The 16,078-nt window shown below is 44.6% G+C and carries 13 protein-coding genes and 1 tRNA gene; 7 read left to right on the top strand and 7 right to left on the bottom strand.

Annotated elements, in window-relative coordinates:
- Positions 1-39 precede the first annotated feature (39 nt).
- The 5 genes from rpoD to AEA42_RS01150 all read left to right on the top strand — a co-directional run bounded on the left by rpoD (position 40) and on the right by AEA42_RS01150 (position 4,655).
- Positions 40-1,890, top strand: coding sequence for an RNA polymerase sigma factor RpoD (gene rpoD, locus AEA42_RS01130; RefSeq protein WP_086024099.1), 1,851 nt, complete (start codon positions 40-42; stop codon positions 1,888-1,890).
- A 305-nt stretch (positions 1,891-2,195) separates the two neighbouring features.
- Positions 2,196-2,272: transfer RNA gene (locus AEA42_RS01135), tRNA-Ile, on the top strand.
- Between the two features lie 201 nt (positions 2,273-2,473).
- Complete coding sequence (locus AEA42_RS01140; RefSeq protein ID WP_099457681.1) at positions 2,474-2,845, top strand: hypothetical protein; 372 nt, start codon at positions 2,474-2,476, stop codon at positions 2,843-2,845.
- A gap of 54 nt (positions 2,846-2,899) precedes the next feature.
- A complete protein-coding gene (locus AEA42_RS01145; RefSeq protein ID WP_055646715.1) occupies positions 2,900-3,565 on the top strand; it encodes a hypothetical protein in 666 nt (221 codons plus the stop codon).
- Between the two features lie 724 nt (positions 3,566-4,289).
- Positions 4,290-4,655: a hypothetical protein gene (locus AEA42_RS01150; protein ID WP_055646716.1), complete on the top strand. Its 366-nt coding sequence runs from the start codon at positions 4,290-4,292 to the stop codon at positions 4,653-4,655.
- A 335-nt stretch (positions 4,656-4,990) separates the two neighbouring features.
- On the opposite strand, the gene AEA42_RS01155 is transcribed toward AEA42_RS01150, so the two are convergent.
- The 7 genes from AEA42_RS01155 to AEA42_RS01185 form a co-directional block, all read right to left on the bottom strand.
- Positions 4,991-6,418 (bottom strand): DUF3987 domain-containing protein, encoded by a 1,428-nt coding sequence (locus AEA42_RS01155; protein WP_055646717.1) that lies wholly within the window; start codon positions 6,416-6,418, stop codon positions 4,991-4,993.
- Positions 6,418-7,332: a primase-helicase zinc-binding domain-containing protein gene (locus AEA42_RS01160; protein WP_055646718.1), complete on the bottom strand. Its 915-nt coding sequence runs from the start codon at positions 7,330-7,332 to the stop codon at positions 6,418-6,420. The genes AEA42_RS01155 and AEA42_RS01160 overlap by 1 nt, the downstream gene beginning before the upstream one ends.
- Positions 7,322-7,612, bottom strand: coding sequence for a hypothetical protein (locus tag AEA42_RS01165; protein WP_055646719.1), 291 nt, complete (start codon positions 7,610-7,612; stop codon positions 7,322-7,324). Before AEA42_RS01165 ends, AEA42_RS01160 begins: the two co-directional genes overlap by 11 nt.
- Before the next feature lie 120 nt (positions 7,613-7,732).
- Positions 7,733-7,939, bottom strand: coding sequence for an AlpA family phage regulatory protein (locus AEA42_RS01170; protein WP_055646720.1), 207 nt, complete (start codon positions 7,937-7,939; stop codon positions 7,733-7,735).
- Positions 7,940-8,022: 83 nt separating this feature from the next.
- Positions 8,023-8,619 (bottom strand): hypothetical protein, encoded by a 597-nt coding sequence (locus AEA42_RS01175; RefSeq protein ID WP_055646721.1) that lies wholly within the window; start codon positions 8,617-8,619, stop codon positions 8,023-8,025.
- The gene (locus tag AEA42_RS01180) at positions 8,609-10,048 is read right to left on the bottom strand and encodes a site-specific integrase (RefSeq protein WP_197278411.1); all 1,440 of its coding nucleotides are present in this window, start codon (positions 10,046-10,048) and stop codon (positions 8,609-8,611) included. Before AEA42_RS01180 ends, AEA42_RS01175 begins: the two co-directional genes overlap by 11 nt.
- A 352-nt stretch (positions 10,049-10,400) precedes the next feature.
- Entirely contained in the window at positions 10,401-12,521 is a 2,121-nt protein-coding gene (locus AEA42_RS01185; RefSeq protein WP_055646722.1) for a methyl-accepting chemotaxis protein, read from the bottom strand.
- A 415-nt stretch (positions 12,522-12,936) separates the two neighbouring features.
- Between AEA42_RS01185 and AEA42_RS01195 the strand changes: the two genes are divergently transcribed.
- Positions 12,937-14,487 carry an oligopeptide:H+ symporter gene (locus AEA42_RS01195; protein ID WP_055646724.1) on the top strand — a complete coding sequence of 517 codons (1,551 nt, stop codon included), beginning with the start codon at positions 12,937-12,939 and terminating at the stop codon, positions 14,485-14,487.
- Between the two features lie 369 nt (positions 14,488-14,856).
- Positions 14,857-15,915: an LLM class flavin-dependent oxidoreductase gene (locus tag AEA42_RS01200; protein WP_231640337.1), complete on the top strand. Its 1,059-nt coding sequence runs from the start codon at positions 14,857-14,859 to the stop codon at positions 15,913-15,915.
- Positions 15,916-16,078 lie beyond the last annotated feature (163 nt).

Genomic DNA, 16,078 nt, shown 5'->3' on the forward strand with positions numbered 1-16,078 from the left:
GTCCGTCGTTGTAACAGTTTCCCAACTTGGATGATATCTATGGATCATACTCCGCAGTCGCAACTCAAGCTGTTGCTTGCCAAAGGTAAAGAGCAAGGTTACTTAACCTATGCAGAAGTGAACGATCACTTACCTGCAGACATGGTCGATTCTGACCAGATCGAAGATATTATCCAGATGATAAATGACATGGGCATTCGGGTATTCGAAGAGGCTCCCGATGCCGATGACATGATGATGTCGGAAGACAACACAGACGAAGATGCAGCAGAAGAAGCAGCCGCCGCCCTTGCCACGGTAGAAAGTGAGCTTGGCCGCACCACGGATCCTGTGCGTATGTACATGCGCGAAATGGGTACCGTTGAACTGCTGACCCGTGAAGGCGAAATCGTTATCGCCAAACGCATCGAAGAAGGCATTAACACAGTTCAAAGCTCAGTAGCCGAATACCCACAAGCGATCGCCATGATCCTTGAGCAATACGACCAGTATGAAGCCGATGAACTGCGCCTGTCTGATATTATCTCTGGATTTGTTAACCCTGACGAAGAAGACTTAGGCCCAACCGCTACTCACATCGGTTCTGAATTATCAGAAGAAGATCTTGAAGATGAAGATGATGAGGAAGACGAGGAAGACGAAGACGGTGATGCCGACGGCGATGATGATGGTAATAAAGGTCCCGATCCTGAAGAGGCTCGTGAACGCTTTAGCCAGTTAAGAACCGCCTACGAAAACGCGCTCAAAATCATCGAAGCCAAAGGCCGTGAACATCCAGAATCGATCAAAGCACTGTTTGAGATCGGTGAGATTTTTAAAGAGTTCCGTCTAGTACCTAAGCAATTTGACCGCTTAGTGAAAAGTATGCGTTCGATGATGGACCGTGTTCGCGTGCAAGAGCGTCTCCTGATGAAGCTTTGCGTCGAACAAGCTAAAATGCCAAAGAAAAACTTTGTTAAGTTCTTCACTGGTAACGAAACCAATCTCGATTGGTTTAATGCAGAAAAAACCTCAAACAAACCTTATGCCGAAGGCTTAAGAATGGTTGAGGATGACGTGCAGCGCTGCCGTAGCAAACTGGCCGCCATCGAAGAAGAAACAGGCTTAGTTATTGCCGCGATTAAAGATATTAACCGTCGCATGTCAATCGGTGAGGCTAAAGCTCGCCGTGCGAAGAAAGAAATGGTTGAGGCAAACTTACGTCTAGTAATTTCTATCGCTAAGAAATACACCAACCGCGGTCTGCAATTCTTGGACTTAATCCAAGAAGGTAACATCGGTCTGATGAAGGCTGTTGATAAATTTGAATATCGCCGTGGTTACAAATTCTCGACCTATGCGACTTGGTGGATCCGTCAGGCAATCACCCGCTCAATCGCGGACCAAGCCCGTACGATCCGTATTCCAGTACACATGATCGAAACCATCAACAAGCTGAACCGTATCTCTCGCCAAATGCTACAGGAAATGGGCCGCGAACCCTCACCTGAAGAATTGGCAGAGCGAATGATGATGCCGGAAGACAAAATCCGTAAGGTACTGAAAATCGCTAAAGAACCGATCTCCATGGAAACCCCAATCGGTGACGATGAAGATTCGCATTTAGGCGATTTTATCGAGGATACCACCCTCGAATTACCTCTGGACAGCGCCACCAGCGAAAGCTTGAAGAGCGCTACCCATGAGGTATTAGCAGGCCTAACAGCCCGTGAAGCCAAAGTACTGCGCATGCGTTTTGGTATCGACATGAACACCGACCACACGCTAGAAGAAGTGGGCAAACAATTTGACGTAACCCGTGAACGTATCCGTCAAATTGAAGCAAAAGCGCTGCGTAAACTGCGTCACCCTTCACGCTCAGAAATCTTAAAGTCCTTCTTAGACGAATAGATAGACGAATAGATAAGTGCCAAATATTAAGCCTAAGCCCCGCACTGCGGGGCTTTTTTTCGCCATCATTCAGTTAACGAGTAACAAACCAGCACAATATACAGCTCAACCCCCTTTCAAAATCAGAGAGTTAAATTACCTTGCACCATGAATCGCACGGCAAAAAACCTTTGCAGAAACAACTGTTGATTAACAGATAACCAATTGAATCAATTCGGTGAATTTCATCGAAAAACACGGGTGACAAGCGCAAACAAGCTTAGTATACTGCCACTCGCTTTAGGTGATGACGATTGCCTTTAGTAGGCCCCTTAGCTCAGTTGGTTAGAGCACACGACTCATAATCGTTAGGTCCACGGTTCAAGTCCGTGAGGGGCCACCAATTCTGATAAGGCGTAGCAGGTTAGTACCCGCTACGCCTTTTTCGTATCTAGGCATTACAGTTGCTGTAACGGATGACGTAGTGTTTAAACTCGCATTAGAATTTATCTTGCTTGCCAAGAACTCGTAATCTTTATACTGTGCATTTATTAAAAGCCGCCGTGTATGGTCATGGGGGACATTTACAAGGATGAGAATAATCATGAAATTAATAGGGATGATTGCGGTTCTACTGACGCTTTCCGCTTGTACATATACTTCAAACATGAACGTAGGGACTAATTTCAGTTCTGAGCAAGCAGCTAAAATAGTAAAAAACAAAACAACTGATAGTGAATTAGTGGCTCTTTTAGGCCAACCACAAGTTAAGACTGTTATAAATGAAACCGATGTAAAATGGATTTATAGCTACACAGAGGGCAGTGCTTCGACTCAGGCCTTAACAATGAAAACCACCTCTGATTTTACTATTCATACGCTTGATATTTTACTGAGAAATGGCATTGTTCTTAACTTTGCTGAAACGCATACTCCAATGAACATGAACTTGAACACACAAAGCACAATAAAATAGCTGATAACCCTTAACATTAGCCCGTTAATGGCACCAAACTTGTAGACGTGGAAAATGGACATATTAGATAAATATCATCTTAAAGACTGGTGGCTACAAGCACTAACTCCTAGCCAAAGGGAGCAAATTGCTAATAATTATGGTATCTACCAGAACGTTGATAATACGTATTTTAGCGATGGGGCAGGTAAATTAGGTCTATTGATTACTTTATCGAACATAGCATTACCTCCAGCAAAAGAGATACTCAAAATCAAAGCTGAAAGCGAGTTATTCCAATGTTTCAAGTCGACTAACAGCAATCTGATAGATATGCACCTAGCCCTTGCATCACTTATCAAACATCACTACGCGTTGCGGGAAAAACTCGACCACTACGAAAGGGCAAAAGAGCTGTGTTTAATGCAAATAGCCATAGCCGATAAAACAGCCAACAAATTTCGTCACCCCGAAAAACCTAAAGAATTAAAACGGCTTCATCAGTTAACGGGTATGAAACACCCTTATTATGACGAACCTCAAATGCTGCCCTCACATACAGGCTACAAGCAACTAGCGATTATTCTTGAGAAAGAAGGCGATCTTGAAGGTGCATTAAAAATATCTAAGCAAGCTCTAAAGCAAGGATGGACAGATAATTATGAAAAACGCATCGACAAACTTAACCAAAAGCTAGCGAAGAAAAAGATAGCCAAAGTCCGCACAACACCAAATAGCTAGAGATTTAATGTCACTACCCACTATTTCGACGAACTGCGCCCCTTTATGTTTTGAAGTAGCCGAAAAGTGGAGCATCTAACGTGTCAGAAAATAGACTAATGTGTGACTCAAGCCGATACCTTCCCCACTTTTTAAAAGCCATTTATCCTTCCATGAATGGCACTCTAACGTTTGTAATATGTCCCTCCCCTAACGTGTCACAAAACTGGTGCCAAGTTCTAAGCCTCTAACGAGTGCCATAAGTTTTACCCTCCCCGTGACTTCCAATTAATACCTTTTTGACCATGAAAAAATCTTGCAGCCTTTTTTTATGAGTAAGAAAACGCCACAGTGGTTTTTTGGAGTATTTAAAAAAGAGTAAAACCTTGCCGCTTTTTTATGAGTGAGAAAACCCCTCACTATTCGAACATAACTTTAAAAATATCAGGCTACTGAGTGCCGAAAAACCATTGCATAAGGATAGACCACATTAAGGCACTGGCGAGGGGGCTGACAATTACGGAAAACGAATTGCCAAGCTAACAGCTAAACTCGCCAAGCGAAAATAGCCTTTTTTATTAGGTAAGAAAACTCAATCCCAACACTCAAAAGCTCATTAGAGATTTCAGAAAACAACTATTCAACGCTGTCGAAAAAAGCAACCTCAACCATATAAGATAATGATAAGATAATGATAAGATAATGATAAGATAATGACTTTAATACAAAGGGAACTAAGTACGAAATGAAATTATCGCAGCTAAAAAAATGTATTTTAATTCTACCGTTGGGGTTATTTCTTGTTGGATGTAGCCCTGTAACACCAAAAGACCCCGATGAAATAGGGGCGTATGTTCAATGTAAAGATGCCGTTTCTGAACGACTAAAAGCACCGTCTACCGCTGAATTTTCGACCTATTCAGCAACATCAGTAACGAAAACCAAAATGTCTTTAAAAACTGGCGGGGATAAAGAAATTACTTTTGTGGTTAATGGTTATGTAGACGCACAAAACAGTTTTGGAGCCATGCTTAGAAACCACTATCAGTGCTCAGTGAGTGGCCGCACTGGTGGATATTGGAGTGTAATAGCTGTAAGTATCAACGAATAATTTTCACTATTGGCCTTACCAAAATAGTTGGCTGCTGATAGCCATATTCAAACTGTTGTAGTCCTACTGAACTAGATAAACAACATGTAACATCATGAATTTAAATAACTAAATGCTTTTTGTTGTAGTGTTGTGGCTGTTGTAGCTACTATCTCTATTCAAGCGCTATGTTATTCCCATGACAAGCGTATCACCTACAACAACACAACAAACCAATAAAAACAATAATTATCTATTGATAAATAAGGCTTTTATATGTTGCGGTGTTTTTGTAATGGTTACAACACCTACAAAAACCCCCATTACTGGGGGCGTGACTTCTAATTATTGGCAGGCTAAACCATACGATAGCGCTCTGGCGTCCCCGCTAATATGGTAAGAAAGCCCCGACCAATACACTCGCTCAGTGCCGCTCTTATGGCATCCGACTTACTCCCCGTCATATCCTTGAACGGTATTACCCTGCTGCGACTTTGGATAATTTCTCGTTCAGTTTTGCATTGGGCATTATCAAACATTCGAAGAATTGCCTCACATTCGGCTGACTTTCCGATCATTCCCTTTTCTTCCAATATCTGTCGCACATTGGCCGCTAACGCCTCAGCCATATTAATTGCGACAATGACAATTGAATAAGGAATAAAGCCGCCAACCTCTTGCCCCATCATTAGCCTTTCAGCAATGTGCAATGTTGCTGCCAATTTCATTATCTGAATGTCTATTTTTCCAAAGATACCGCGCAAAATGCCGTGAGAATAAAGCGCCCCATCGGCTAGCAGCGGTTCAATTTCTTGCTGCTTATTAGCAATAGCCTCCCAGCCTTTTGGCTCAATTTCCAAACTGACCAAATTATCTAATGCGGGATAGTGGTTAGTCTGTAGTAGCCAGTCTGCTATGTCGTTAACGGCTTTCGCGTAATCTTCACGCAATTTGTCATTAATCGCTGAGGGTTTACTCGTTCCAAACTGCCTTTGGCCTAATAAGGTGGGTTCACTCACCATTAAAAAGCGCTCAGCGATGCCTGTACCGTTACTTTTGGCAAGAATGGTATCAATGCTGCCTGACTGCGCTAACAAGGTAACAGCACCGTGAACAAAGCCTTGATAGCCTTGGCGGGTCACACGACTAGCACTATGCCACTCACCATTAAAGCCTTTTAATAACAGGTCATTATCCGCTTTGCGGTCACTGGTTAAGCCTAACAGCACATCACTTAGCCCTTGTTCCGCACTAAACAGCGAGAAATAACCGTCATTCTGTTTGGCATAGTCTGTTTCTAGTGCCTCGGGGGTAGCATTTGAGCCTAATATTCGCAGGATTTTAGCGGGTTCATCGTCAGTTGCAGCATCTCTGCGACTCTCATTTACCCCTTTTATGGCTTTAAGGCAGGGGGTTGCTGCCGTTCGTAGCACCGAACTTTTAGCGGCTGCTGGAGGCTGTTCTCCTACCACATAAAGCCCTATCGGTAAGCGTTGTTCATTCGGATATTGCACGCAATATTTCAGCCCTGCATAACCTGATAAGATGCCCATTACCGACAATATAGCCGTATTGACAGGAAACTGATAAAACCGTGCAACCTCAGCACCAAACCTTACCAGCGCATAATGACTAGCGAGACTTTGCAAGTCTAACGTGGGGGCTTTATGGTTGATTAAATCATTACTAACGCCACCAGCTAAGGGTCTAATGGGGGTTAACTTATTCAGTTGCTGCCGTCCATGAGGATCAGCAAAATCAGTGCTTTTTGCTTGTTCATTCATTAGCAAGCCCTCGGCATAATGTAGCTACCGTTCGCAGCAATTGCGGCCACTTTTGCGTAATGCTCACCCGCACCGCTTAGATCGTTATCTGCCAAAATGATAATTTCCGCCTGTGGCCTAGATCGTCTAACGGCTCGCGCTACACCGACTAACCCGCCAGCATTAAATGCACATATGACTTGGCTATTTGCTATGTCCTCGGCAACTGCTGCACATGTGGCAAACCCCTCGCCAATGTAAATATCACCGCTTTGTGCTATCTGTGAACAAAGTGGAAACATACCGTCTTTAATCTGCCCACCAACAAGGAAGATTTTTCTCCCATCAGTAGTGATAAATTGCAAACTGCTTAACCCTGACGGATTGAAAACAGGAATAACTAACGTTCCCTCAGCCAAGCAAATGCCATTAACCTTTATCTGTTTAGCTAACTCTAGCGAGCCAAAGGGTTTAACGTTTTTATGTTGGAGATAGCCATTTGTCCCAGTCGCCATTCGGCAACACGTTCTAGCTATGTCACTGGCATACTGAGCCGCCCTTTCGCGCCGTTTGGACGCTTGTTGCTGCCGCTGCCTTTGTTTTGCCTCGGATTGCTGCTGGTGGCGTATTACACGCTCAGCATCAATAGGCTGCGCCATATCAAGCCCTACATAAGGCGCGACCATTAAAGCCGCTTCTCGTGCGTTTACGCTATGCACCTTTGCCACCAGCGACAACGCATCCCCACTACCACAGCCACGACAAACATAAGTCCCGCGACCTTCTAAATCATCAAAGGTAAAACGGTCATGGCCGCCACAATTGGGGCATGGTTGCGCTTTGTTATAGTGAATATCACCACATAAGCTATTGAGTATGCCTAACCAATTACCATTAGAGAGCGAGGTGACATTGCGAATTAAATTATCCTTCATATTTTGTCCCCTCCCTTAATTGGTAGTGATAATCGCATAGCTCTTCAATGGCATACTTGATTGCCTGAGTTAAGTTAACAATTTTAAAGCCTTCTAAAATTGCTATTTCTCGGATTTGGTAGTTAAGCCTTTCACCTCTGTAACGCTGACCTTCATAAATCATTACTAAGGTATGGCGGTCGAGGTAAAACTGTACTCCCTTTGCACTGAGCAAGGTTTTAATATTCTCAACTGTGGCTGTTGGTCGCTGCTTAGGTTGCTTAAAAGTTAGATAAGTCATATCACCCTCCAACTTTTGCTTTGAATTGCAGACATGCTATGCTTCGCCTGATAGCTTTTTAATCGGGCTTTCAACCAAGCCGCTAAAGTCCTGCCAGACTTGTAGCGGCATTTTTTTGCCTTATTCATGGTTGGGTGCCTCCAAGCTTGAAAGCCAGCCATTGTATTGCTCGACCGTCCAACCGACTGCGACACCTCCTTTCATTAATGGTCTCGGAAAAGTTTTATCCTTAGCCCACCAACGCCAAATAGAGCGACGATCGCGGCCTGTAAGTACTTCCATTTGCTTATAGCTGATAAGCGGTTGTAGCTGATTAGTTTGTGTCATGTGTGGAACCTCATTGTTACTTAAAAAGACAACTTAAGAATGAGGCATTTTTGAGATATAAAAAAAAGGGAGTTACTGACCACCTACTTTTTTGGGCGTCCACGCTGACCTTTTCGTGGGTTCAAATCGGATATGTATTGCCTTATTGTCACTGGAGCAAGGTTCATTTCACCAGCCACCAATTCGGATACATTTTTCAAAGTGAAGTGAGGGGATTTTGTCCAAAATCGTTTAGCTAACGCTCTAGCATTCGTCTGCGATGAAGTTGTTCTTTTTTCAGAATGCTGAACAGATGCCAGCCTTTCAGTTAAAAATTTTTCAATTAATACAAAACTTTGCTTGTAGTAATAAGAGTACATCCCTTCAAGACCGCACGCTCTTGCCAATAATGCTGCGGCAAGTAGCGAATTATGAATCTCCAGTAGTTTAGGATCTGTTACGATTCCTTTGAACATATCACTGAGCACAGTCAGACGTTTCCCATCTCGATAATGTAAAACACTGTCATTAGCCTTTTCTAGCATTTCGCGTTTAATCCCTCCTATGTCATCGGGAATATTTACATCATCTATTAGCTCTAATTTTGAAATCATTTTTGCAAGTCTTTTCAATAACACCGTTATGTCTTTTGTGGATGAAAACCCATCAGAGCCAGCATTAATTATTCTCTTATTTGGCATGACATAACCTCAAACTAACAACATTACCCTGCTCAACCTCATTTAACTTTGCTTCCCATGCTTCAAGAGCTATGCGCTTTTCGGGCAAATAACTGTAACGGTCATAATGCTTGCTAGATACGTCATTAAGGGCATGGTTTTGTAACCTGTCTCTAATGTCCTTAGAGATGCCTAATGCTCCCATAAGCGTTTTACAGGTGCGCCTAATGTCACGAGCGACAAAGTGCTTCGCGTCTGGTCTAGCTTCCCGATAACGGCAAAGGCTCTGTGATAAGGAATCAAGCCGCATGTGCTGGCTATGGTCGAATTTATGCGGAAAAATGAAGGGGTTTAATGGATCTCTTTCAGCATAAAGCTGCTCAAGGATTGTTATTGCAGACTCAACCAAAGGTAACAGGTGTGCACGTTTGTTTTTTGAAACATCAGCAATAATTTCAAGGGTCGCTTCATTCCAGTTAATTGCATCCCATCGGCTAGCGGCAAGCTCGTAGGGACGTTGCCCACCCGTATACAAACAAAGCTGTATTAACTTTGCCACATGAAACCCCATCCTAAAGCCTTCGCGGGTTTCAAGCACTGCCAATAACTCTCGCGTTTCATCAAAGGTCAGATAATTTTCACCAACGCTTTCGGCGGCAGTCTGCTTTGGTATTGCGAGTACAGGATTAAAGCCAATGCCAAATAACACATCGCAGCCCATTTTGGCAGGGTCGTTATCATGCTTAAGACCATAGTTAAAAGCGGCACTAAGGTATGAGCGAATACGGTTGCTTTGAACTGCAGCCCCTCTGCGAATGATCCGCCCTAGAATCAACTTAATGTCATCTACGCTGACGTCCTTAGCCTTAGTTTCAGGCTTTACTATAGGGTAAACTTCCGCTTCAAGTGCATGTAACACGGCTTTAAAGGTTCGTTTGCCATCAACCTTCATTTGCTGGGTATAACCTTCAAATAGCTGGCCTAGGCTACCTTTCTTTGCTTCGACTTGCTGAGCGGCCTTTTCTTTTGCTTGCTCCTTTTCAATTTCAATTTTTGGATCAAGCCCCTGCTTTAACATACCCGCTAGCGGCTGAGAAACTTCGCGCGCTTGTGCAAGCGTCATTGAGGGGTAACGGCCCAATTGAACATATTGCCGCTTACTGTCAATTTGATATTTGAACGAAAAGACTTTGGCACCTGAAGGGTAAACAGCAATGACTAAACGACCTGCACCACGCTCGCGGGATGAGTCGATTAATTCATACTTATTGTCTTTGGGTTTTGCTCCTTTGACTTCGCGTTCCGTGAGGGCTTTTGTTGTCATGGCATGGCCTTGAGTTAAAGCATTGCCATAGCCTAGTGTTACAGTTGCTGTAACGGGTGACGTAGTGGCAAGACTGAGTGAGATAAAACAGAACAATACAAGACCACCAGCAACATAGTAAAGCATTAATCTTACTAAGTTTTATGTCTCATTAGATTATTTTATTGTCTCATTAAATCTTGCCATTTTTATGACTCATAATCGTTAGGTCCACGGTTCAAGTCCGTGAGGGGCCACCACCAAATTCAACAAAAAAGCCCATTTAATAATGGGCTTTTTTGTTTCTGCAATCTGTCGACACTCACTCATACCAACGCGACTCATTCCCGATAACTAACTCAAACGCGATTTCGATTTGTCCCTTTAGGTAATGGCCCAATTAAAGCAAAAACAAAGGCGCTAACTGATAACCACGTTAGCGCCTTGATAAGGTTAGAAAACCTGTCAGACCTTAAATAGTAGGAGGCTGACCATCTGGTTAGGTTTTTAACTTACCTAATTGCTGATGTTGTTGTTTCACCAGCTCGGCGAGAACGACGCTGCTTTGCTGTGCTTCGCCTGCAAGACGAGCGAGTTCAGAGGCTGAGTCGGATATGCCAGTAATATTTCGATTAACCTCTTCAGTAACGGCACTTTGCTCCTCTGCCGCCGCAGCAATATGGGTCACTTGCGCTGAAATCTCCTCAATCTGGCTAACCATAGAATTAAGGGAGGTAAGCGCTTGCTCCGTTTGCGAAACGGCCATTTGTGCACGCTCAGCACCTTTATCAATAATCCCCGATGCACTAAGAACCTCTTTTTGGAGCGCATCAATCAGCACGCTAATATCGTCAGTGGAGCTTTGGGTTTTGGAGGCAAGTGCCCTTACTTCATCGGCAACCACCGCAAAACCCCGTCCTTGCTCACCTGCGCGAGCAGCCTCAATAGCCGCATTTAAGGCGAGTAAGTTTGTTTGCGCGGCAATGGAGCTAATCACTTCGAGGATACGGCTAATATTAGTGCTACTTTCAGCCACTTTACTGACGGCGACTTTAGCCTGCATAGACTCTTGCGACATAGTAGTCACATAATCCATTGCTTTAGTCAGACTCTCTTCACTGAGACGTACATTGCGTGACATAGCCTCTGTTTCGGCAGCGGTTTGTTCAGAAGCTTTGGCAACCTCAAGGGCTGTAGCACTCATTTCATTAACCGCAGTCACAACACTCTCAATCTCACCATATTGACGATGTACGCTATCGCGGGTTAATTCTGCAATTTTTGCAGAGGATAAACTTTCCTCCTGTGTCCGCCCTGCCAACGCTTTAAGCTCGGAGATTAAATCCTTAAGTTTATTGATAAAGGAATTAAATCCTTTACCCAGAGCGATAAGTTCTGCGTGTGAATCGACTTCAATCGATTGTGTTAAGTCGCCATCGGCACTGGCTAAATTTTCAACGCGGCCCTGAATGACTTTGAGTGGTGCAATCACGCTGCGGATCACTATGCTGATGGTAACAACCGCTAGAATGGAAACCGCTAGGCCAACAATCAATAAGATGCTGCCAAGTGATGTTGCCATTTCGTCCATTTTTTCATTTAGTTGAATCGAACTCTTGAGTGCCATTGATTTAGGGACTTGAATCGCAAGTGACCACTCTGCGTTGGCAAGGGGAATATTAATCGGATAGGCGACGATAATTTCATCGTCATTTGCCATATAACCGCCATTTTTATGCAATCCAACAATTTGTGTTGCCAATTTGGGGTCAATAGACTCGGCTAACGGACGCGCCTTTTTACTGTAGTGGCTTGCGGCAACCACTAAACCACGGGTACTGAGCAAAGTCACTTTAGCTTGGCCGTCATAAAGGCTTTTAGACAGTTTATCAATTAACACTTGGAATACTGGTAGGTTGAGATCCACCCCAACCACACCAATAAATTGTTTATGCTTAAGTACTGGAACCGTTAACGACGTCATTAACGCTGTATTGCCAGGGGTGATTTCGTAGAGATAAGGTTCCATTAAACAAGGCTTTAGGGTTTCCTTTGCACATAAAAACCATTCAGCATCTCGTATACCAAACTCGTTGAGAGTTGTTTTATATTTTTCCGATGAATCATCAACTTGGTTGTGCGTAACCGAGCCATCATCATTGCGAGTGTAATACACCTCTAATGCACCCGATGAAGCAACACTATGGCTGACATTAACATTTAAAAATTCACTGTCGAGTCCATCATACCCATTAGCTTCGAACTGGGCATACATTGACGAGATTTGCGTATTTTTCTTTAGCACAGCAGCCACAGCGAGTTCTAAACGATCACGCTTGAGTGGCAATTCTTCGGACGTGCTTTCAAGTATGCCTGAAAAGGAATAAGGGATCCGATAAGCTTCGTTGATAAAACCTGCGACCATTTCGCCATATTCGCCCGCTCGCGCTTCAAGCTTATCGTGGGTCTCCTTTTGCAATGTTTCTTGAACCTGATAGGAAAGTTCAGCATTTTGATCCGAGAGGGTCCACCATAGACTGATGGAGAGAATAGCCACTATTGAGAGAAATAAGGCGGAAGTGATCCACAACAACTTAGTACTGATGGACAAATGCTTCATCGAGTAAACTCCAAATATAAGGTCAAGAGCCTAATTATTTTGATCTAGTTCATTTTTATTTTTGCTGACTAATTTAAAAAATAGCACTCTGCGTCGGGATTACCAGTCTTTAAGATAGTGAATTGTTAACTATAAGTAAAACTTTTCACCGACAGATTTAGGGCCAATTGCGACCTTTATCCCAATAGGTGGCAATTTGATATTTATCCCAAATCGATGAACGCAAATATGACCAAACTCACAAACCACAAAGATTAGCGAGCCACACTTTTTTACAAAAATTAATTCCAGATTAAAAACACCGATTTCATTTGTAACAAAGTCTATTCTTTGGCGTTGTGGCATTGGTTTGCGCAGGCTATCGCCTTATACTCTTGGCCTTAAACACAAAACAACAATAACGGAAGCAAGCTTTATGACTCTTGGTACCAATCAGGTAAGCAAGACACATTCGTTTATGACTGTGTCACTTATCGAATTATGGGAACGTTTTGGTTATTACGGCATGCAAGCGCTGATCGTGTACTTTATGGTGCAGCGTCTTGGCTTTGATGACTCCCGTGCAAACTTAGTTTGGAGTGCCTGTGCGGCGCTGATTTACGTGTCGCCAGCCATAGGTGGTTGGGTTGGGGATAAAATTCTCGGCACCAAACGCACTATGTTGCTCGGTGCGGGGATTTTATCTGTCGGCTATGCCCTGATGACAGTGCCGACCGAAAACACTTGGTTTATGTTCTCCGCTCTTGGGGTGATTGTGGTCGGTAACGGCCTATTTAAACCCAATGCCGGTAACCTAGTCCGTAAGATTTACGAAGGTGATGACTCTAAGATCGACAGCGCCTTTACCATCTACTACATGGCGGTAAACGTAGGTTCGACTTTCTCTATGCTGTTAACGCCTTGGATTAAGGACTATGTTAACGCGCAATATGGTAACGAATTTGGCTGGCATGCCGCTTTTGCCGTGTGCTGTGTGGGCCTAATCGTCGGCTTAGGTAACTATGCCCTGATGTATAAGAGCCTCGCCAACTATGGTTCAGAGCCTGATACTCGCCCCGTCAACAAAAAGAATCTTGCGCTCGTATTGATATTATCGGCACTTTCCGTTGTTGCTTCGGCCATTATTCTTGAATATGAAGATGTTGCCCGAGTATTCGTGTATGCCGCGGGTGTGGCAGTATTAGGGATTTTCTTCCACTTAATTCGTACCAGTGAGCCAAGTGAGCGTGCAGGCCTTATAGCAGCGCTTATCCTCACAGTGCAAACCGTCTTCTTCTTTATCTTCTATCAACAAATGTCGACTTCGCTGGCCCTGTTTGCGCTGCGTAACGTAGATTGGGATTTCCAAGTCTTTGGCACTCATTTATGGACTTGGTCTCCTGCACAGTTCCAAGCACTGAACCCAATCTGGATCATGGTGTTAAGCCCAGTTTTAGCTTGGAGTTATTCTTGGGCTGGTCGCAATAATAAAGACTTTTCGATTGCCGCTAAGTTTGCCTTAGGTTTTGCGGTTGTCGCGATTGGCTTCTTTATCTATGGATTTGCAGGTCAATTTGCCGTTGAGGGTAAAACCTCTTCTTGGGTAATGATCTGGGGTTATGCCTCTTACTCTTTGGGTGAATTACTGGTCAGTGGTCTTGGTTTAGCCATGATCGCCCGCTACGTACCGGCTCGTATGGGCGGCTTTATGATGGGCGCGTATTTCGTGGCATCGGGGATTTCCCAGTACTTGGGCGGCGTTGTGGCTAACTTTGCCAGCGTGCCACAGGACTTAGTCGATCCACTGCAAACTCTGCCCGTCTATACCAATCTATTCAATAAATTAGGTATTGCGGCCGTGGTCTGTACTTTTATCGCCTTAGCCGTATTACCGCTAATGCGCCGTTTGACAGAAAGTCATCACGCCCATAACAGCATTGAAGATAACGCGGCGGCATCACTACGTGATGTGAAAGCCGAGCAATAATCCTTCATTCACATAAGTGATATGTGAGCGATAAAAACTGCCGACAAGCCCCGCTTGCGGCAGTTTTTTTATACCTTTAGGTTACTGCTCATCACCAAACAATCTGAACTTTCTGTGCTGATTTTTCATGCATCGGCTTGGGATAAGGCTTTCACCCCTGTTTGCAAAACTAAGATGTTCGGTTCCAATTTTAACTCAGTGTTAAGCTAAAGCCTTGAGCTTGTTTATCGTTGATACGTCACCATATCCTAGGGTAAGACTCAATCAGCACTGACAGAACAATCGCTTTAGCGCCCACCACATTCATCCGTGGGACACCAAATAAGGCCGTTGCGACAGAGCTGACACACGCAAAGAGGCGCTTAATTTATGGCTACATCATCCACATCAACATCATCTGTCATCCCATCGCAGGCTGTGCCCGCGGCTAAATCTCCTCTGGCGGAGATTCCCTTTTCACTGTTAGAGCTTGCACCTGTTCGCCATGGCGCCTGCATCGGAGACACGCTACGCGCCAGCCTGCAATACGCTAAGGTTGCCGATGACTTAGGTTTTAATCGATTCTGGTTTGCCGAGCACCACAATATGCCCGGTATCGCCAGCGCCGCAACATCGTTATTAATTGGCTATATTGCCGAGAATACTAAACGCATTCGCGTCGGCGCGGGCGGGATTATGCTGCCCAACCATGCCCCCCTAGTGGTTGCCGAGCAGTTTGGTACGCTCGAAAGTCTTTATCCTGGACGTATCGATTTAGGGCTTGGCCGCGCGCCAGGGAGCGATCAAATCACCAGCCGCGCCCTTAACCGCGATATGAGCCGCGCGGAGCAATTTCCCGCCGAGGTGAGCGAGTTACAAACCTTACTCGGCGACTACAATGGCCATCATCCCGTCAGAGCGATTCCCGGCGAAGGCACCCATGTACCGATTTGGCTACTCGGCTCAAGCCTGTTTAGCGCCCAGCTTGCGGCACAGCGCGGCTTGCCCTATGTCTTTGCAGGGCATTTTGCGCCAAAATTCCTCTACGATGCGATTGAGATTTACCGCCGCGACTTTAAGCCATCTCAGGTGTTGGATAAGCCCTATGTCATGCTTGGCCTGCCGCTAATCGCTGCCGAGACGGACGCCGAAGCCGAATACTTGAGTACCACCTCCAAGCAACGGGTACTTGCGCTGATCCGTGGCGAAGCGCTGTGGTTAAAACCACCCGTGAACAGTATGGACGGGCTGTGGAGCGAGCAGGAAAAAACCTATGTCGATAACTTCTTAGGCTTATCCGTCACCGGAGGCCCCACCACCATCAAGCACCGCTTAGAGATGATAGTGAGGGAGCTGGGTGTCGATGAGTTTATCTTTACTAACGATTTGTATGATCAGGACAAACGTGAGCGCGCGCTACAAATCCTGATGGAAATTAAAAGAACTTAAGCGTTAAACCACGCCATAAAAAATCCCGCCTAAGCGTAATGCCGTTCACTTAAGAGTGAACGGCATTTTTCTTTGGTCTAACCGGAAACTTGTTTTTGCTCATTTTAAGGACTCGTGGATATGCCCTTTCCCGTTTACCATCCAGCTTAAATTGCCGTGCATT

The sequence above is a fragment of the Shewanella sp. Sh95 genome, assembly GCF_001308045.1.
In the GTDB taxonomy this organism is placed as follows: Bacteria; Pseudomonadota; Gammaproteobacteria; order Enterobacterales; family Shewanellaceae; genus Shewanella; species Shewanella xiamenensis.

What these genes read in the sequence shown, in the direction of transcription:
- AEA42_RS01165 (WP_055646719.1), bottom strand. Translation starts at nt 7,612, where the DNA reads ATGACTTATCTAACTTTTAAGCAACCTAAGCAGCGACCAACAGCCACA.
- AEA42_RS01150 (WP_055646716.1), top strand. Translation starts at nt 4,290, where the DNA reads ATGAAATTATCGCAGCTAAAAAAATGTATTTTAATTCTACCGTTGGGG.
- AEA42_RS01200 (WP_231640337.1), top strand. Translation starts at nt 14,857, where the DNA reads ATGGCTACATCATCCACATCAACATCATCTGTCATCCCATCGCAGGCT.
- AEA42_RS01145 (WP_055646715.1), top strand. Translation starts at nt 2,900, where the DNA reads ATGGACATATTAGATAAATATCATCTTAAAGACTGGTGGCTACAAGCA.
- AEA42_RS01155 (WP_055646717.1), bottom strand. Translation starts at nt 6,418, where the DNA reads ATGAATGAACAAGCAAAAAGCACTGATTTTGCTGATCCTCATGGACGG.
- AEA42_RS01140 (WP_099457681.1), top strand. Translation starts at nt 2,474, where the DNA reads ATGAAATTAATAGGGATGATTGCGGTTCTACTGACGCTTTCCGCTTGT.
- AEA42_RS01170 (WP_055646720.1), bottom strand. Translation starts at nt 7,939, where the DNA reads ATGACACAAACTAATCAGCTACAACCGCTTATCAGCTATAAGCAAATG.
- AEA42_RS01160 (WP_055646718.1), bottom strand. Translation starts at nt 7,332, where the DNA reads ATGAAGGATAATTTAATTCGCAATGTCACCTCGCTCTCTAATGGTAAT.
- rpoD (WP_086024099.1), top strand. Translation starts at nt 40, where the DNA reads ATGGATCATACTCCGCAGTCGCAACTCAAGCTGTTGCTTGCCAAAGGT.
- AEA42_RS01175 (WP_055646721.1), bottom strand. Translation starts at nt 8,619, where the DNA reads ATGCCAAATAAGAGAATAATTAATGCTGGCTCTGATGGGTTTTCATCC.
- AEA42_RS01185 (WP_055646722.1), bottom strand. Translation starts at nt 12,521, where the DNA reads ATGAAGCATTTGTCCATCAGTACTAAGTTGTTGTGGATCACTTCCGCC.
- AEA42_RS01195 (WP_055646724.1), top strand. Translation starts at nt 12,937, where the DNA reads ATGACTCTTGGTACCAATCAGGTAAGCAAGACACATTCGTTTATGACT.
- AEA42_RS01180 (WP_197278411.1), bottom strand. Translation starts at nt 10,048, where the DNA reads ATGCTTTACTATGTTGCTGGTGGTCTTGTATTGTTCTGTTTTATCTCA.